This window comes from Pseudomonas xantholysinigenes, from assembly GCF_014268885.2.
In the GTDB taxonomy this organism is placed as follows: domain Bacteria; phylum Pseudomonadota; class Gammaproteobacteria; order Pseudomonadales; family Pseudomonadaceae; genus Aquipseudomonas; species Aquipseudomonas xantholysinigenes.
The window spans coordinates 295,843-313,811 of record NZ_CP077095.1 but is presented as its reverse complement, the minus strand read 5'-3'; the positions used below and the strand labels follow the sequence as shown (position 1 = coordinate 313,811).

The 17,969-nt window shown below is 67.2% G+C and carries 15 protein-coding genes; 1 reads left to right on the top strand and 14 read right to left on the bottom strand.

Annotation, left to right across the window (positions count from 1 at the left end; translation table 11 throughout):
* A complete protein-coding gene (locus HU772_RS01415; RefSeq protein WP_186653818.1) occupies positions 1-1,380 on the top strand; it encodes an ATP-binding protein in 1,380 nt (459 codons plus the stop codon).
* On the opposite strand, the gene HU772_RS01410 is transcribed toward HU772_RS01415, so the two are convergent.
* The 14 genes from HU772_RS01410 to HU772_RS01345 all read right to left on the bottom strand — a co-directional run bounded on the left by HU772_RS01410 (position 1,381) and on the right by HU772_RS01345 (position 17,946).
* The gene (locus HU772_RS01410) at positions 1,381-1,794 is read right to left on the bottom strand and encodes a type II toxin-antitoxin system HicB family antitoxin (RefSeq protein ID WP_186653820.1); all 414 of its coding nucleotides are present in this window, start codon (positions 1,792-1,794) and stop codon (positions 1,381-1,383) included.
* 17 nt (positions 1,795-1,811) lie between these two features.
* The gene (locus tag HU772_RS01405; RefSeq protein WP_134693260.1) at positions 1,812-2,003 is read right to left on the bottom strand and encodes a type II toxin-antitoxin system HicA family toxin; all 192 of its coding nucleotides are present in this window, start codon (positions 2,001-2,003) and stop codon (positions 1,812-1,814) included.
* Between the two features lie 160 nt (positions 2,004-2,163).
* A complete protein-coding gene (locus tag HU772_RS01400; RefSeq protein ID WP_186653822.1) occupies positions 2,164-2,598 on the bottom strand; it encodes a hypothetical protein in 435 nt (144 codons plus the stop codon).
* Between the two features lie 3 nt (positions 2,599-2,601).
* Positions 2,602-3,021 (bottom strand): hypothetical protein, encoded by a 420-nt coding sequence (locus HU772_RS01395; RefSeq protein WP_217858748.1) that lies wholly within the window; start codon positions 3,019-3,021, stop codon positions 2,602-2,604.
* Positions 3,018-3,875, bottom strand: coding sequence for an Ssp4 family T6SS effector (gene ssp4, locus HU772_RS01390; RefSeq protein ID WP_186654167.1), 858 nt, complete (start codon positions 3,873-3,875; stop codon positions 3,018-3,020). The genes HU772_RS01395 and ssp4 overlap by 4 nt, the downstream gene beginning before the upstream one ends.
* Before the next feature lie 226 nt (positions 3,876-4,101).
* Positions 4,102-5,028, bottom strand: a complete 927-nt coding sequence (tagQ, locus tag HU772_RS01385) for a type VI secretion system-associated lipoprotein TagQ (protein WP_186653836.1) — start codon at positions 5,026-5,028, stop codon at positions 4,102-4,104.
* 78 nt (positions 5,029-5,106) lie between these two features.
* Positions 5,107-6,873 carry a formylglycine-generating enzyme family protein gene (locus HU772_RS01380; protein WP_186653848.1) on the bottom strand — a complete coding sequence of 589 codons (1,767 nt, stop codon included), beginning with the start codon at positions 6,871-6,873 and terminating at the stop codon, positions 5,107-5,109.
* Positions 6,866-8,068, bottom strand: coding sequence for an FtsX-like permease family protein (locus HU772_RS01375; protein ID WP_186653851.1), 1,203 nt, complete (start codon positions 8,066-8,068; stop codon positions 6,866-6,868). The genes HU772_RS01380 and HU772_RS01375 overlap by 8 nt, the downstream gene beginning before the upstream one ends.
* A complete protein-coding gene (locus HU772_RS01370) occupies positions 8,068-8,772 on the bottom strand; it encodes an ABC transporter ATP-binding protein (RefSeq protein WP_186653853.1) in 705 nt (234 codons plus the stop codon). The genes HU772_RS01375 and HU772_RS01370 overlap by 1 nt, the downstream gene beginning before the upstream one ends.
* Positions 8,772-11,756, bottom strand: a complete 2,985-nt coding sequence (locus HU772_RS01365; RefSeq protein ID WP_186653866.1) for a serine/threonine-protein kinase — start codon at positions 11,754-11,756, stop codon at positions 8,772-8,774. The genes HU772_RS01370 and HU772_RS01365 overlap by 1 nt, the downstream gene beginning before the upstream one ends.
* 7 nt (positions 11,757-11,763) lie before the next feature.
* Positions 11,764-12,483 (bottom strand): PP2C family protein-serine/threonine phosphatase, encoded by a 720-nt coding sequence (locus HU772_RS01360; protein WP_186653869.1) that lies wholly within the window; start codon positions 12,481-12,483, stop codon positions 11,764-11,766.
* Positions 12,480-13,136: a type VI secretion system-associated protein TagF gene (gene tagF / locus HU772_RS01355; protein WP_186653884.1), complete on the bottom strand. Its 657-nt coding sequence runs from the start codon at positions 13,134-13,136 to the stop codon at positions 12,480-12,482. The genes HU772_RS01360 and tagF overlap by 4 nt, the downstream gene beginning before the upstream one ends.
* The gene (gene tssM, locus HU772_RS01350) at positions 13,133-16,639 is read right to left on the bottom strand and encodes a type VI secretion system membrane subunit TssM (RefSeq protein ID WP_186653897.1); all 3,507 of its coding nucleotides are present in this window, start codon (positions 16,637-16,639) and stop codon (positions 13,133-13,135) included. The genes tagF and tssM overlap by 4 nt, the downstream gene beginning before the upstream one ends.
* The gene (locus HU772_RS01345; RefSeq protein ID WP_186653899.1) at positions 16,636-17,946 is read right to left on the bottom strand and encodes a DotU family type VI secretion system protein; all 1,311 of its coding nucleotides are present in this window, start codon (positions 17,944-17,946) and stop codon (positions 16,636-16,638) included. Before HU772_RS01345 ends, tssM begins: the two co-directional genes overlap by 4 nt.
* Between the last annotated feature and the right edge of the window lie 23 nt (positions 17,947-17,969).

Here is a 17,969-nt window from a genome sequence, read left to right as displayed (position 1 = left end):
GTGCGCTGGCTCCGTCGGCTGTGGCCGCGCACGCTGTTTGGCCAACTGCTGCTGATCATGATCAGCGGCACCCTGGTGATCCAGTTGCTGTCCAGCAGCATCTGGTTCGATGTGCGTTTCGCCCAGGTGCTGGAAGCGCCGGTGCGGCTGATCGCGGCGCGCAGCGCGCCGTTGATCGCCCAGGCCGACTGTCATGGCGCGGCGCTCGCGCTGCCCCGTCACTACCAGGTGCGTTGCGCCGAAGCCGTGCCGGCAGCCGAGCATGACGAGCGCCGCGGCCATCGACGGATCGAGCTGCTGCTGCACCAGGCGCTGGCCTATGAGCTGGGCCGCGATCCACAGGCACGCTTGCTCAAGGTCCAGCTCACCGACGAGCAGGGTCAGCCGATCGTCTGGCGCAGCCTGTTCGGCCTGCGTACCGCCCAGGCCCACCTGGAATTCGCCGTGCCCCTGGTCGATGGCCATTGGCTGATCATCGATGGCCAGGAGCTGCAGGGCTGGAGCGGCGAATCGGCCTGGGTGCTGATCAGCGACTACCTGCTGCGAGTCTACGCACTGCGCATCGTCGCCGTGCTGCTGGTGTGCCTGCTGGCGGTGCGCCTGTGCCTGCGCCCGCTGCGCCGCCTGGCCGACGCCGCCCGGGGCCTAGGCCACAATCTCGCGCAAGCGCCGCTGCCGCTGGATGGCCCCGAGGAAGTGCGCCAGGCCGCCCAGGCCTTCAACGCCATGCAGCAGCGGCTGATCGGCATGGTCAACGACAAGGCGTACTTTCTCGCTGCGGTGTCCCACGACCTGCGCACACCGCTGACGCGCATGCGCCTGCGCCTGGAACGGCTGGAAGACGGTGAACACAAGGAACGCCTGCGCCACAACATCGCGCAGATGGACGGGATGATCGGCCAGGTGCTCGACTACCTGCGCGCGGGCGAGCAGCAGAACCTGCAACAAGTGGACCTCGATCGCCTGGTGGCCCGCTTGTGCGCCGACCTTGCCAGCGCTGAAGAACCGTTGCCCATTCGTGGCCAGGCGGGCCAGGCACGGGTCGATGCGCTGTTGCTGCAACGTTGCCTGCAGAACCTGCTGGTCAATGCCCTGCGCTATGCCCGGGAGGTGTCGGTCACCCTGGAAAGCACCCGCCATGAGGTGTGCATCCACATCGACGACCGTGGCCCCGGCATCGCGCCGGGTTTGCTGGCGACCGTCACCGACCCGTTCGTGCGCGGCGAGGGCTCGCGCAACCAGGCCTCGGGCGGTTACGGCCTGGGGCTGAGCATCGCCCAGCGCATTGCTGCCAGTCATGGCGGTGAATTGGTCCTGCGCAACCGCGCAAGCGGCGGGCTGCGCGTCAGCGTGCGCCTGCCCACCGGTGGCACGGCCTGACTACTTACCCTCGCCCTGGAGGATCTTCAGCGCCGCCTCGGCCAGGAAGCCCGAGCGGCTCTTGTGTTCGGGGTGGTTCTGCACATAGCTGTCGATACGGGTGAGCAGGTAGGCCGGCAGGGTGATGTTGAGCTTTTCGGCCTTGCCCAGGTAGCGGGTGATATCGATATCGATCAACGCCCAGGTGCAGCCGGCATAGGCCGGATTGGCCGCATGCACGGCGACCTTGCTGGCCTTGGGAATTTCCTGCTGGTCCTGGGCGAGCAGCTCGAGATGGCCCTCGATCGCCTCGCGGGCCATGGCGATGGCGTTGTCGAGGTCTTCACCCGCCGAAAAGCAGCCAGGGATGTCCGGCACTTCAACGCCCCAGGCGTACTGGTCGTCACCGGGAAGGATGGCGATGGGAAACAACATGGGATTAAGCCTCCTCGTCAGCTGGCGTAGACGATCCGCGCCTGGCGCAGGATGCTGGCCGCGGTGGCGGGCAGCAGGTCCTTCTTCGGGTGCGGGATGGTTACCAGCCCAGGTTTGTCAGGGTGCTTGAAGTGATGGTGGCTGCCTTTGCAACGCACCAGGTACCAACCATCCGCCTCGATCACCGAAATCATTTCACGGCTGTTCATGAACCCATTCCTTGGGCTGGCCGATTGGTGGTTAGTATAACCACCGAACCAGCATTATCAACACCATACCCACTGCGGCGACGAGCGGGCGATCCGAGGGCAAGTATGGTGATGAGAGCCAGGAGCGGGAGCAGAGAAGTGATGCGGGATCTTGCCGCCCCTAGCGACGTGCCTGGCGCCGCTGCTGGCGATACTCCGCCAGCCGCTTGCGCATCTCTCGATAGCGCTGGCTGTTGAGCAGCAGCAAGGCCACCAATGCCGCCAATGCCGCCAACAGGCTGCCGGTGTAGATGAATAGGTTCGGCCTGTGCCCATAGGTGGGCAAGGTGATCAGCATGCACGCGATGCACATGCCGGCGATCAGCCAGGTACCCCAAGCCCGCCCACGCACCACGGCGCCATGGCCCAAAGCGAACAGCGCAAACAGGCCATAAAGGCCCAGGGGGAACAGGCCATCCTGCGCGCAATTGCGGCAATAGCTGCTCCAGGCCAGGGCAAAGGTCCAGGCAACGGCGATGATCGAGGCGAAGAACGCACCGATGAAAACGCCGAAGTAGCGTCGGAGAAAGTCCTTGAGTTGCATCTGACACGTCATGCGTCAGCGCCTCAGCTGACGCAGCTCTATCAGGCGCCGGCGCATTTCCCGATGGCGACCACTGTTGAAGACCAGCAGCGCGAGCAGAGGAAGCACCAGCATGATCGCCAGTAGCACGGCATTCAAACCGCTGCCGACCAGGCTCAGCGTCATCAACAAGGCCACTGCCGGCACGGGCAGGACCAACCACATGGCCCAGATACGGCCACGGACCATCGCCAAGTGCCCACCACACAACAACAAGGTGGACAAGGCACTGGCCAGCAGGGTGTACGAGGGGTTGTCCGGGTGGTGACGCCAATGGCTGTCTATCCATTGGCCCGATGACAACGCCGCAGAAATCACGCACATGAAAAAACCCAGCAAGAATGTCGCGAAGTAACGACGCATGAAGGCCTGGAAGTCTGCCGGCGTCATCATCATTCGACTTCCTCGTAGAGCCCCACGGCGATGCTCTGTACCGTCGCACTGCCAGCCAGTCCCAAGGTGGCGCCGAGCGAGTCGCGCATCAGGGTCTGCGTGGCATGGCTGATCTCGGTCGGCGTATAGCGCTTGGTCATGGTCCCAGCAGCCTGCTGCAACTTGATCTGCTTGGCCGTCAGGCTTGGGTGCTTGATCGACAACAGTTCATCGGTCAGCGCCTTGCGCTGCTGACGACTGAGGCTCTTGGACAGTTCCAGCCAGCTACGCCCGGTTGCGGCCCTGTGTACCTGCAGGTACTTCAACGTGCTAAGCCCCGACGCGCCGACACCCAGCAGGGAAACACCATCAAGTACTTTCGAGGCGGCTTGGTACCACTGGCTCTCATCCAGGGCATCGTTGGCCGCCGGGTTGGTCACTTCACGCACCGTGCGTATGACACCGATACTGCACTGGATGCTACTGGCGGTGGCGGCAGCACCACCGATGTAGGTCAGCACCAGGCTGGTGCCACCGGAAAATGGCGCGGCAATGGTGCCACTGAACACCACGAACCAGCCAATCACGGCACCTGCACAGGAGAGCGTGGTGTTGACCGCCTCCTTGACCACCCGCGACTCACGCGGGTTGTGCTGCAACTGCTGGGTGTACTGGTCGGGGGTCTGGTACTTCTTGATCTCGCGCAGGATCACGCGCTTGGGACGGATGCTGCAGATCGGCTGGAACTCACGCAAGGTGATGACGTTGTAGTCGGCGTCGATGTACACCACGCCCGCCCCGACGATCCGTGGATCGGCATCGATGGCGGCGAACATCTGCGGCAGGTTGATCCGCCCCTGGATGCGCTGACGCGCCATGAACTGCGAGGTATTGCCCAGGCGGGTGGAAAGCAGGTCTGTCACGAATCGGTTTCCTTGCACATGAATCAGAGCCTTGGGGGCAGACCTTTGAAGGTCTTGGCGATTTTTTGCGACATGGCCGCTTCAATTCAAGATTGCCGGGGCTGCTTTGCAGCCCTTTCGCGGCACAAGGCCGCTACAGGACGGCGTCGCGAAAGGGGCGCAAAGCGCCCCTGGCGCGTTATCAAACGTTCGGGCAAGGCACCGGCGCCCAGTCACCCATGTCCGGGTTGCGGCACATGGCATTGACCTGGTCGGCGCCGGCCTTGGCCACCTGCTGGGCCTCGGTCTTCTTGCCGTTGGCGTTCTGCAGGGTCTTCTCGGTGGCCACCGCTTCCTGTGGCACCTTGCTGTTGGTCTTGGCCGGCTGGACCTTCTTCACGTCCTTCTTCTTGCCAGTGGTGGCCACCTTCGGCGGCTCGGCAACGGCAACCACTTCGGTGCGCTGTACGCCCACTTGCTTGAGGTCCTGCTCGTAGGCCTGGGTGTAGTTGTTGAGGTTCTCGCCAAGGCGGCCATTGACCGTGGTCAGCAGGTTGTTCGACTCCTGCAGGCCGGCGACGATCTCGGCCAGGCGCTTGCGGCCCTCGGTGTCGTTGATGCGGCCCGACTTGCGGTTCTGGATCAGGCTGGCGAACTCGCGCTGGTAGCAGCTTTGCGACGACTTGGCGTAGGCGGTGGTGCGGTCCAGGTCGGCGGCGCTCTTGTCGATGTCGGCGGCGTACGAGGCAATGCGCTGCTTGTCGTCGCTGATCTGCTTCTGGCGCTCGGTGTAGTAGCCAGCCGCGCCGCCGACCAGGGCACCGCCAGCGGCGCCGATGGCGGCGTTGCGGCCGCGGTTGTCCTTGTCGACCAGGGCGCCAGTCAGGGCACCGCCGACCGCGCCGAGCAGCGCGCCGGTGGCGACCGAACGGGTCATGTCACCGTCGGTGGAGCGCAGGTGCTGCACCGGCTCGTAGCAGTTGGGGTAGTACTCGACCTTGGTCGTGGCGCCGACCTTGGACGCCGGCGAACTGGCGCAACCGCTCAACAGCACGGTGCTGAAACCGGCGGCCAGCAGCAGCGCGGTACGGGCCTGGGATGCGGTGATCAGGGGTTTGCGGGTGAACATGGTCTGGTTTCTCTTCTTGGGTTTCTTGGTAACCGGGGGCGTCATGCCACCCGGGAGTCCTTTCTACGGAAGCTGTCCTTAGGGTCGCGGGGCGGCCGATGCCAGCAGCTCCTTGAGGATCGTCGCCGGATCGGCCCGCCGGTTCTGGCGGTACTCCCCGACGTGGCGGACGAACAGGGTGGCGCGGGTCACCAGGCTGTTGCCCAGGACCGGCTTGCGATTGAGTTCTTCCTTGACCCGCTGGAACTGCGCCTGGATCACCGCATCGGTGTAGCGCGTGCCACTGGCCAGGTTGTCGATGTAGATCGCCACGGCGCCGTCGAGGGCCGCGCGGCCGTTGGCGATGGCCGCGCCGTACATGCGCGCGCTGGTCTGGTCGCCCGAGGCCTGGGCCTTGGCCTGGGTGTTCTGCAGGTTGGTCAGGCGGATGTTGTAGTTGTTGATGGTCTCGGCCACCAGGGCGGCGGACTGGATCAGGTTGCCGGCGGCTTCCTCGCGCTGGCGGGCGATCAGCGAGACATTGCGCTTGAGCTCTTCGTTGACCAGCCCCAGCTCGGCTTGCTGGCGCGGGTCATTGGCGGCGGCGATGATGCTGTCCAGGCGCTTGGTCGGGTCCTGGGCGGCGTCGATATCGTCGGTCAGGCTAGCCAGGCGGCCCTCCTTCTGCCATTGCTCGAACAGCTCCTGATAGCGCGAACGCGGTGCCGACAAGGCGCCGATGGCGACCCGGAAGCCGGTGGTCTCGTTGCGCTGCTCGGTGCCATCGGCGCCGAACAGCGGGTACTCGCGGCGCATGCCGGTAAACAACGTGCCCTCGCCTTCGAGGTAGTTGCCACCCTTGACCACGAAGCCGCCGTAGGCGCCTTGCAGGCGACCGGCATGCACCAGCTGGAACGACTCCTGGACCATCTCGGCGGCGTTGCCGATCACATCGAACAGGCCCAGCGGGTTAGGTTGCTTGGTGCCGATCGGCATCAGCCGCGCTGCTTGCCCAGTGCCACCGGCCACCTGGTTGAACACCGCGAAGTCGGCCAGCGGCCCCTCGCTGTCGGCGCCTTCGACCTTGCGTGGGAACAGGCGCCCTTCCAGCTCCTGGCGGCTGACCGCCGAACCGCCACGGGCGGCGAATTCCCACTCGACTTCGGTGGGCAGGCGCACGAAGCCCATGCCACCATCCTCGGCCTTGCCACCACGGCCACTGACCGGTAGCAGATCGCGGTGATGCTTCATCAGCCAGGCGCTGTACACCGCGGCGAAGCGCTCGGCCTCGAAGCGCGACAGCTTGACCTTGGGCAGACGCCCGGCAGCATCGTTGCTCGCCGCGCAGGCCGGTGCAGCCTCGCCGCTGGCCAGCGACTGCGCCTGGGCCATCACCTGGGCATACTGGCGCGCGGTCACTTCGTACTTGCCGATGAAGTACATCATCGGCGTCAGCGGGCTGCCTTTGTCGACCTTCGGCAAGGTCGGGCCAACGGCCTTCTGCCACTGCGGCGCGAGGTCCTGCAGGCTGAACTGGCCGTTGATGAAGTCGCGTCGGTAGCCCGAGATGAACGACTGCTTGTAACCGGCCTCGCCTTCGCTGAACGGATAGCCGAGGTTGACCTCGCGGTCGTCGAGGCTGCCCTGGGCCAGCACGTAGACACTGCGCAAAACCAGCTCGCCGCCACAGGGCAGCGGCAGGCTGACATCGCCCGGCAGCGGCTTGGGATTATCGAGCTTGCTCTCACTCCCAGCCTGGGGCTGGGCGACCGGCTTGGCCTTGTCGTCGCCATCGGCCTGGGAACAGGCGCCCAGGCTCAGCGCGGTGAGGATCAGGGCGACAGCCCCGAGGCGGCGGTCAGACATCACGAATTCCTTGGCAAGCCTCGATGCGCGCCACGCGCCAGCCGCCGAGGGCGGCGGCGGCGGTGCTGGCCAGCAGCACGGCACACAACGCAACGAGGTAGTGCATGGGCAACAGGTGACTGGCGAACTCGCCGGGCACCTGCATGAAAAGTCGGTTCAGGCCGTGCTCGGCCAACAGGTACAGCAGGCCCGCCAACGCCGCGGCGAACAGCCCGCTGTAAAGCGCCTGGAGCATCACGAACAACAACAGCGCGGCGGTGCCGAAGCCCAGCAGGCGTAGCACCGCCAGTTCGCGTTGCTTGCGCTCCACCGCCGCCACCGCGCCCGCAGCGATGGCCGCTACCGCGCCGGCCACGGCCAGGCTGGCGATGATCCAGAACACCAGGTCGAGGTTGCGGCTGAGCGACTGCACCTGGGCGATCTGCGCGGCCTGGGTCGAGACCAGCAGCTTGCGTTCGGCGAAGAACTGGCGCAGCGGCTCGACGTCGGTCAGCTCGCGGGCGTACAGGCGAAACGCCGGGTAAACCCGCTGCGCCACGGAGCCCTGCGCCTCGCCCTGCCAGCCCAGCGCCGGCACCGCGCGGCCATCACGGTAGTCTTCGACGGCCTCGAGCAACTGCAACGATGCGAACAGGCCATCGCGCTCGAACGCGGCCAGGGGTAACACGCTGAGGACCTGCAGGCGCGTCTGCCGCCATTGCATCTGCCCGGCCTGCTGGCGGCTGAAGCTGGCCTGCAGCTCGTCTCCGGCCCTGGCGCCCAGCTTTTCCGCAGCGGTAAAGCTCAGCACCACCTGTTGCAGCCCCGACGGGGGAGCGACCTGGGCCAGCAAGGGATCGCCCTCGGCGCTGGGCAGCATCTCGACCGTCAGGCCACGGCCGTGGGCGGGCAGCAGCAGTTCGGCGGTGGCGGCGATCTGCCGGGTCCGGGGGATGGTGAAGGCCACTCCCGGGCGTTGTGCCAGTTCCTCGATGAACTCGCCGCGAAAGCGTCCACCGCCCAAGGGAATGATCTCGCGCACGCCCGGATCGCGCTGCAGACGCTCGGTCAGGCTGCCGACCAGGCCGAACTTCAGGCCGAACAGCACCAGCAGCGGCGCGATCACCGCCACCAGCGCCAGCACGCCACAGGCCGACAGCCGCGCGTCGTTGCGGTAGTCCTGCCAGGCCAGCCCGGCGATCAGTAGCGGGCGCATCAGGCGGCCCTCGCCAGGGTCGCGGTGACGCCGCCGTCGGCATCGCGCCGGCAGCTCATGCGCAGCAGGCCCAAGCCTGCCGACCTGGCCAGGGCTTCGTCATGGGTGGCGACCACGCAGGTGACCTGGCGCTCGCCAGCTTCGCGCAGCAGCAGTTGCATGACCCGCTCGGCGTTCACCGGGTCCAGCGCGGCGGTCGGCTCATCGGCCAACAACAAGGCCGGGCCATGGGCCAGGGCACGGGCGCAACTGACCCGCTGACGCTGGCCGAGGGACAAGGTGGCGGGTTTCTTGCCCAACTGATCGTGCACATCCAACGCCTCGGCCAGGCGCTCGACGCTGCCGTCGTCATCCATGCCCAGCAGCTGCCGGGGCAGGCGGATATTGCCGCGCACATCGAGAAACCCCAGCAACCCGCCCGCCTGCAGCACATACCCCAGGTGCCGGCTGCGCAATGTCGCCAGGCGATCCAGCCGATGCCCGCGCCAAAGCCCGGCCACATCCTCGCCATCCAGGCTGAAGCCCTCGGCCGCATCCGGCGCCAGCACCAACGCCAGCAGGTCGAGCAAGGTGCTCTTGCCGCAGCCGCTGGGGCCGACCAGCGCCACCCGCTCACCCGCCGCCAGGTGCAGTTGGTCGACCAGCAGGCTGTAGCGCTGGGCGCCCTGCCCGCGCGTCTTGCGCACCCCGTCCAGGCGGATCATCACGGCAGCGTCGACAGTGGGACACGGTACAGAGCGTCACCCGGCTCGGCATTGCCGAAGCGCACCCAGTTGGCCATGTCGTTGTGGAAGGTCTCGTACAGGCGGATCTTCGAGTCCAGCTCGTCGATGAAGTCCTCCTGCTCGGCCACCGACAGCGACAGCCACAGGTCCTGGGTCATGGCCAGGGACTTGCTGCGGTACGGCAGGCCATCGAGGTATTCACCGAGCACCCCGCCCTGGGCCAGGTTGGCGCCCTTGCGCAGGGCGCCGGGGTCGCGGCTCATGTAGGCGCTGGCGCTGGCGATCTCGTTGAAGAAGTCGCCGGGCGAACTGCGGGTCTTGCGCGCGGCGTCGACGATCAGCTTGAGCGACTGCTGCAGGTCGTTGAGCTGCAGCTTGGTCAGCATCACGCACACCTGCAGGGTCGGCAACGCCGGGTTGGTCAGGTCGCGGTCGGCGGTCCAGGCGCTGACCAGTTGCGGCGCCTGGCTGGCGCCGTGGCGGCCGAGGAAGTCCATGTGCATGGCATAGCCGATGGCCTGGGACTTGGCCGCCAGGCTCGAAGCCGAGGTCAGCAGCGGCACCGGCTGCGGCTGCTGGTTGCGCACCTGGTGCACCAACTCGGCGAAGGTCGAGCCGATCTCGCGCACACGCTCACCGAACACCCCGACTTCGCCGCCCGGCACACCCACATACAGGTCGCCGATCTGCGGGTTGCTGTCGGCGGTGAGCACGCGGTACTGGGCTTGCGCCGCGCCGTGGTTCTTCACGCCGGCCGGGGTCAGCAGGTGCAGGGCGTAGATCTTGATCTGCTTGCTCAACGCGGCCTGGCGCACTTCGGCCTCGTTCATCTGGGTGCTGCTGAACGGGTCGTTCTTGCGCAGCGCGCCGGCATCGCTGACCAACAGGATGATGCGCCCGCCGTAGCCCGACCAGTCCATGCCTTCGACGGCCTGCATCACGCCGGCGAAAGCGTCCTCGTTGAACGAATGGCTGGAGACGCTGGTGGCCTTGACCTGGGATGCTGCCTTGAGGAAGCGCGCCGGGTCGCGGCCCTCCTCCAGGCTGACCAGGGTCTTGCTCAGGTAATCGAGGCCGGGGGTGCGCTTGACGCTGTTGCGAAAGCCCACCAGGCCAAAGCTGACGCTGTCCAGTTCGCCACGTGCCGCCAGTTGCTGCTGCAGCTCGCTGACCACCTGGCGCACACGGTCGATGTAGGGCTGCATCGACACCGAGGTGTCCACCACCAGCACGATGCCGGTGCGGAAACCGTTGTCGCTCGCCGCTGCCACACCGGCGGCCTTGGGCGCGCTGTCGCGGGCGCTGCTGCCAGGGTCGATGGAGGCGATGTTGAGCAATTGCACCGGCTGGCCTTCGGCATCGAAGCTTTCCCGGTAGTCGAAGATCGGCATCAGGTAGAACTGGTTCTGCGGCACCGCGCTGGCCGCCGGTTCCAGGGCCATCACCTGGGGCACCTGGTCGGGGCTGTTCTGCGCCTTGAGCAAGCTGTCGCGCGCCTTGGCGGTATCGTCGAGCAACTGCTGCACATCGTCCACCTGGCGCATGAACATCACCGGCGAACGGCCCGAGCGCTCGGTGAACTTGAGCACCAGGCTCTGCTTCCAGTCGCTGGTCTGCTCGGCCGGCAACCAGCCCTCGCGCTGGCCATCACTGGCGGCGCCCACCTGCAACCAGGCTTTGCCGCCGATATCCTTGCGCTGGTAGACGTAGAGCACGGAGAACGCCGGCAGCTTTGCTCCCGACGCATCGCCGGGCTGGGCCAGCAGTTGCGCGTCGGGCTTGGTCAGCACCCGCTGGAACAGGGTCTGCTTGCCGGGCATCAGCAACGGGCGGCCATCGTCGCGGGCCGCTACCGGTTGTACTGGCGGCTGCGCAGGGGCGACGGTGTCGGTCGGCGCCTGCACGACGGCTGGCTCGTCGCTGCCACCCAGCAACCAGAAGAACGCGCCCCCCAGGCCCAAGGCCGCCGCGATAGCCACGGCCAATACCGCCTTGGCGGGTTTGTTCGAGCCGGACTTCGCCACCGGCGCGGGCTGTGGTTTGGGCGCGGGCCGTGGCACAGGCTCGGCCACGACTTGGGGGATTTCGATGGACACCGGTTGCGGCGCCAGCGGCGGCGGCACGACCAGCGGACGCAGCACCGTGCTATCGCGCTCATCCAGCGGTGCCTGCACGGTCAGGCGATCCAGCGCGGCCAGCAAGGCCGCGGCATCGGCGAAACGCTCGTTGGGGTCCTTGGCCAGCAGGCCACGCAGGATGTCCTGGTAGCGGCCATGCTCGATCGGCAGCTCCGGCAATGGCTCGGTCAGGTGCGCCAGTGCCGTGGACAGCGCATCGGTACCGTTGTACGGCAGCTTGCCGACCAGGATCTCGTACAGCACCACGCCCAGCGCGTACAGGTCGGCACGCCCGTCGATCTCCATGCCACGGGCCTGCTCAGGGCTCATGTAGCTCGGCGTGCCGACCGCGAAGCCAGCCTGGGTGAACTGGGTGCGGTCATCCAGCGACTTGGCGATGCCGAAGTCCGACAGCACTGCGGTGCCGTCGGCGCGGAACAGGATGTTGGCCGGTTTGACGTCGCGGTGCACCAGGCCCTGGGCGTGGGCATAGCCCAGCGCCTGGGCGATCTGACGCACGTAGGCGAGGCCCTGCTCGGGCGTCAGGCCCTCGGCGATGCGCTCCTTGAGCGTGCCGCTGGGCAGGTACTCCATGGCCATGTAGTACAGCTCGCCGACATTGCCGATGTCATGGATGGTGGCGATGTTCGGGTGCGCCAGCCGCGCCAGGGTACGGCCCTCGCGCAGGAAGCGCTCGCAGAAGGTCGGGTCGGCGGCCAGGCTGGCCGCCATGATCTTCAGCGCCACCTTGCGCTCGAGCGAGCGCTGGGTGGCCAGGTACACACTGGCCATGGCGCCCTGGCCAAGCTCGTGATCGATGTCGAATCCGGGGATCTGCATATTCATGGTGTCTTCAGCTCGCCTTCACGACCACGGCGGTGATGTTATCGGGGGCGCCCCGGGTCAGGCCCAGGTGCACCAGGCTGCGCACCACTTCGTAGGGGTCGTCGTGGCCAAGCACCTCGGCGATCTCGTGGTCCTCGGCGGTCTTGTTCAAGCCGTCGCTGCACAACAGGTAGGTGTCGCCGGGCTGCACCTGCAGGGCGACTGCCTGCAACTCGATATGGTCCTCGACGCCCAGGGCGCGGGTGACGATATTGCCGCGCGGATGGACCCGCGCCTCGGCCTCGTTGAGCAGGCCGCTGTCCTGTAATTCCTGGACGTAGCTGTGGTCGTGGGACAGGCGCTCGATGCAACCTTCACGCAGGCGGTACAGGCGGCTATCGCCGGCCCACAGGCCGATGGCCTGGTCGCCCCGCGCCGCCAGCACCACCACGGTACTGCCCATCATCGCCACGCCCCGGCGCGCGGTTTCCTCGCGCACCGTGCGATTGACCCACGACAGGCCATCACGCACTTCGCCGGCAAACTCCTCCAGCGACTCGAGCCTGGGCAGGCTGCGCAGGCTGTCCACCGCCAGGCTGCTGACGTAGTCGCCAGCCGCATGGCCGCCCATGCCGTCGGCCACCGCCCACAGCCCTGCCCAGGTCAGGTCCAGGCAGGCGTCTTCGTTGATCTTGCGCACCATGCCGACATGGCTGTAGCTGGCTGCGGTGTATTGCAGGTCGGTCATGCGTGCGCTGCCTCGCTACCCAGAAGAAACCCGGCGAAATCCTCACTGCGCGGCAAGCCCGCGCAGCGCATCAGCCCCGGGGCGATACGTTCGGAGCCCCTGCCCCACCACAGGCTCATGCCCTCGCAGGCGCATTCGGCCAAGGCCAGTGCACGCCCTTGCGGGGTAGTCGCATCCAACCGCTGCAAACCACCCACAGCCACACGCGGCCCCTGTAGGAGCGGCCTTGTGCCGCGAAAAGGCGGCAAAGCCGCCTCAAAATTCTCAAAGGCAGCACCCGGCTCAAGGGTCGCCAACAAAGCAGCCTCAACCGCTTCAAACCATTCGTCATCCCCGGCCACCACAGGCGCCAACGGCTGCCCCGGTTCCAGCACCTGGGCCACGGTCAACGGAAAATACCGCCCAACCCGGTCGATGCTCGGCATCAACACCCCAACCACCGCATCCGGCCCACACACACCCGGCGCCAGGGCAAACCGCCACAAGGGGCTGACCAGATAGGCCTCGAGCCAACGCTCGCCCAACGCCTGCTGGCTGGCCTGCAGGCCCGCCGCCAGCCATTGGTCCCAAGGCTGGATGAAACGCTGTGGCAAGCCACGGCTGACGAAGTCGCCGCGGCTGGCCAGCTTTCCGTAGAAACCCAGGTCGCTCACAGATGCTCCGGCAGGCTGAAACCGCTGAGCACTCGGCTGCGGAATGGGTTGAAGGCGCTGCTGGCACGCAGCTCGTAGGACACACTGGCGCCATCGACGCGCAGGCGCAGGTTGAAGCGCTCCGGCGAGCTGCCAGCCACCAGGTCGGACTGGTCGAGCAGGCGGAACCAGGCCCACGGCCCTTCCACGGTCAGCCCGGAACGGCCAGTGACCGAGGGTGGCGAGATAGACAAACGCACCACGCCAATGCTGTTGGGGTTGGGCCACTGCAGCGCCACCGGCCGGCTCGGGCCATGGTCGTAGCTGACTTGCTGGCCGTCGAGGTCGAGCAGGAACTGGGTGATGGTCGCGTCCATCGCCACCGGCTTGAGTTCGAAGCGCACTCCAGGCTGCACGCCGTTGCTGTTGCGGAAGAAGGCATCACGGATGCTCGCCGCACGCTGGAAGGTTTGCAGCACGTTGCTGTTGATCCCCAGCTTCTGCGCCGCGCCCGGCTGCCAGCTCCAGGGTGTGCTGGAGGTGTTGACGTAGGGTTGCAGGTACTTGCGGAAGTAGTTGTCCATCACCCCGCCAACGCCGAAGAACTGGCCGAAGTCTTCCAGGGTGGCATCGCGCGCACTGCCCGCCACCAGCGGGTAGCGCCCGCTGAGGGACTGGCGGTAGACGTTGACCACCTCGCTGGTCCAGGCGGCATTGAGCTGGTTGCGCACGCCGCCCATGACCAGGTTGTGGGTGGAGCCGAGCACCGAACCCACCAGGTTCTGCACCACCTTGGGCTGGCGCGCCGCGCCCAGGGCAACGCGCTGCGCCGCGGCCTGGGCCTGGTTCTTGGCCTCGCCCAGTAGCGCATCGCCACTGGCGCCGACCATGGCGCTGACTTGCACGTACAGCGCATTGAGGTCAGTCAGCAGGCCATCGATGGCCGCCGGCTGGCCTTCACCGGTGTCCACCAGGGCGGCCAGTTCGGCGAAGTGCGCGGTCACCGGGTCGACCTCACGGGCCGCCGGGTTGTCGCTGGGCAGCGGCGTATCGCCCAGCAGGCCGCCGAGGCGCTGGCGCAGCTGGTCGACACCGGCCTGCTCGGCCTTGGCCTGGACCTTGTCGAGGGTGGTTGGCTGGGCCAGGTTGGTTTCCTTGGCCACCGCTTGCAGCAGCTTCTTCATCGGCGAAGTCGGCCCGGACAGCACCCGCAGCACATCGGCAGCCTGGCCGACACTGGTGATGGGCACGAAGTCCAGGTCGGCCAGCAGCGCCTCCCAGTTGCGGATGTAGTCCTGGTAATACAGCTGCAGCACGTCGTCGGCCAGGCGCTTGGCGTCGCCCGCCTCACTGGCCTCGCGACCCAGCACCCAGCGCTCCTCGGCCAGGGTCTCGCTGTGCGCCAGGCTGGCGGCCAGGAACGCCTTGCGGTAACCCTCGACGGTGAAGATGCCCGGCAACGGCTCGCTCAGTGGCTTGCCGTTCTTGAAGCGGAACACCAGCGCCGCATCACGACCGGCGGCATCACTGACCCGGAAGTCGCTGACCCCGGCCGGCAGTTTCTGCCGCTTGACCCGATCGTAGACGCGCTGGGCCACCGGCAGCTGCTGCAACTGGCGACGGGTGTCGTCGATCAAGCGTTGGTCGAGGCGGGCATTGGGCGGGCGCTTGTCGAACAGCGCCGCCAGGTGCTGGGACAGGGCCTGGCGCAAGTCCGGAGCGAGGTCGCGGGGCAGGCTGCGCTCCCAGTCGAGGGTAATCCAGGCCTTGATGAACTCAGGGTCGTAATGCTCACCGTCAGCCAGCATCAGGTAGGCCTTGAGCCCTTCGTACAGGTAGTCGGACGGGCCTCCGGCGTACAGCTGCTCTTCGATGCGGGTGACCAGGCGCGGGGCGAAGATGGCGATCAGCAGCTTGCGGTAGACGCTGTCGGACTCGCCTTCGAGCATGTCGCCCTGGTACAGGCCCAGCCCCTCGGCCCAGCCCGGTGGATCGTCGGCCAGGCGACGCACGGCGTTGAGCAGCGGCAGCACCTCGACCACGTTGCGCTGCGCCGGGCTCAGCTCCTGCACACTCTTGCCCAAAGGCTTGAGGCGGCTGTCGACTTCGGCGATGTACTGCTGGTTGGCGCGGTAGCTCAGGGTCCACAGGGTGCCGACCACCAGCACCAGGGCCACGCTCAGGGCCAGGGCGCCACGGGCGATCCATTTGCGCCGCTGCTCGACCTTGGGATTGCTACCGACCAGGCCGCGCTCGGCGAAGGCCACCGCGCTGAACAGTTTCTCGATGAAGTAGCTGCGCCCGCTGCCGCTCTGGCGAGCCAGGTGCGCGCGATCCAGGCCCATGCTCTGGGCCATGCTGCCGATCAGGCGGTCGATCGGGCTGCCTTCCTGGGTGCCGCTGGTGAAGTACACGCCGCGCAGCAGCGCGCGCTCTTCGAAGGCATTGGGCTTGAAGATGCCATCGAGGAAAGTCGTGAGGTTGCCGCGCAGGGCGGCGAACTGCTGGACGAAACCGTACACCAGGTCGCGCCGCGCCGGGTCGCGCTCTTGTTGCAGGCGTTCGACCAAACGCTGGTTCAAGCGCTGCTCCAGCAGGCCGAATTCGCTGCCGAACTGGGCCAACGGGCCATCGCCCTGCTGGCCGTCATCCAGGGCGAAGGTCATGCCCCACACCTGGGCGCGCTCATCCTTGCTCAGGTTGTCGAAGAACTCCATGAAGCCTGGCACCAGGTCGAGCTTGGTCAGCATCAGGTAGATCGGGAAGCGCACGCCCAACTGGCTGTACAGCTCCTGGATGCGCTTGCGGATGGCCGTCGCATGGGCGGCGCGCTCGGCATCGCTGCCCAGCAGCAGATCGGACAGGCTGATGGCGATGAACGCGCCGTCGATCGGCCGGCGCGAGCGCTGGCTCTTGAGCAGGTCGAGAAAACCCAGCCAGGCGGCCTTGTCTACCTGGGCATGGCTGTCCTGGGTGGTGTAGCGCCCGGCGGTATCCAGCAGCACGGCTTGGTCGGTGAACCACCAGTCGCAGTTGCGCGTGCCGCCCACGCCACGGATGGCCCCCTCGCCCAACTGCGCCGCCAGCGGGAAATGCAGGCCGGAGTTGACCAGCGCGGTGGTCTTGCCCGAACCGGGCGGGCCGATGATCACATACCACGGCAACTCATAGAGGTTGCGCCGTTCGTCACCGCCCAGACGCGCCTTCTTCAGCAGCACCAGGGCCTCGTCCATGCGCTGGCGCAGGGTCGCCAGCTCTTCGGCGGTGGCGAGGCTGGCAGGGTCCGGCGCCGTTTCGGCGGCCAGGCTTTCCATGACTTTCGCCGCCTGCCGGCGGGCCTGGACGATGCGCCATGCCCGGTAGGCAAGCCACGCCGCGAACAGCAGGACGATCAGCACCACGCGCGGGGTGACCGGCGCCAGCACATCCAGCAATGGACCGACAAACCAGATGATCAGGCTCAGGGCCAGCAGGCCCAGCACCGGGATCACCCAGCGAATGACAAAACTGAAAAACGCCTTCACTCGACGCCCTCCGCCAGAACGGTGATTTCAACCCGGCGATTCTTCGCCCGGCCCTGCGCGCTGTCGTTCGACGCCAGCGGCTCGGTGTCGCTCAGGCCCTGCGCGGTGAAGCGTCCTGGCTGGCCGGTACGGGCGGCCAGGATGTCCTTGACCTCCTCGGCCCGGGCCTGGGACAGCGCCCAGTTGGACGGGAAGCGCAGCGTGGCAATGCGCTGGTTGTCGCTGTGGCCGGTGACCTTGACGTTGCCCTTGACCTTGGCCACGGCCTCGGCAATGCGCAGCATCAAGGGCTGGAAATCGTCCTTGATGCTGGCGCTGGCCGAGGCGAACAGCTCGTCGCCACGGATGGTCACCACCGAGCGGTCCACCGCGTCCTCCACGGCGACCCGCCCGGCCTTGATGTCGTCGGCGAGGAAGCCTGCCAGGCGTGGGCGTTCGATGGGCTTGGGCTGGACCACCGGGCGGTCCATGGCCTGCACCGGGATCTCGCCCAGGGCGTGGATGCCACGGAATACCGGCTCGGCATCGGCGGCCAGTTTCAGGCGCAAGCCGAACAGCACCAGCAACAGCAGCGCCAGGGCCACCGCCAGGCCGACCCAGGGCGGCACGAACTGCGCCAGGCGATCGCGCGCCACCGTGACGCCGCGCCAGTGCGGCGACAGCTCGCGCTCGATCTCGCCACGGGCGCCACGGATGGTCGCGGCGGTGCGTTCGCGCAGGGCCTCGAGTTGAGCGCGGCCGCCGTTCATCACCCGGTAGCGGCCTTCAAAGCCAAGGCTGGTGCACAGGTACAGCAGTTCCAGCAGGTGCAGGCGCTCACGCGGGCTTTGCAGGCAGTGCTCCATCAGCTGGAAGACCTTTTCGCCACCCCAGGCCTCGTTGTGCACGGTGATCAGCAGGCTCTGCTTGCCCCAGTCGCTGGCGCTGCCCCAGGGCGTGCTGAGCACCGCCTCGTCGAGCGCGGTGCACAACGCGTAACGTGCCAGCAGCACTTCGTTGCGCGGCACGCCCGCGGCCTCGGCGCGTTCCTCGAACTGGCGCAGGTAGGCCAGCAGTTGCGCGCGCAGGCTGGCCGGCGCCGGGTGGGCGATGGTGTTGCGCAGCCGGGTGAGCAGCGCCAGCAGCGGGCCTGCCGCCTGCTCCAGCGGGTTGAGGCCCTCGGCCTGGCCGGCTGCCAGCGGCGCGGCGGGCACGTTCAGCGGTGGCGGCGGCGCAGCCGGTGTCGGCGTGGCCGATTGCGGGCCACGGCCACCGGGGCGCGGCATGAACTGGGTGCGGTCGTTGGCGAGCGGATCGTCCGGTTGCATCGCGGCTTAGTCTCCGGTCCTTG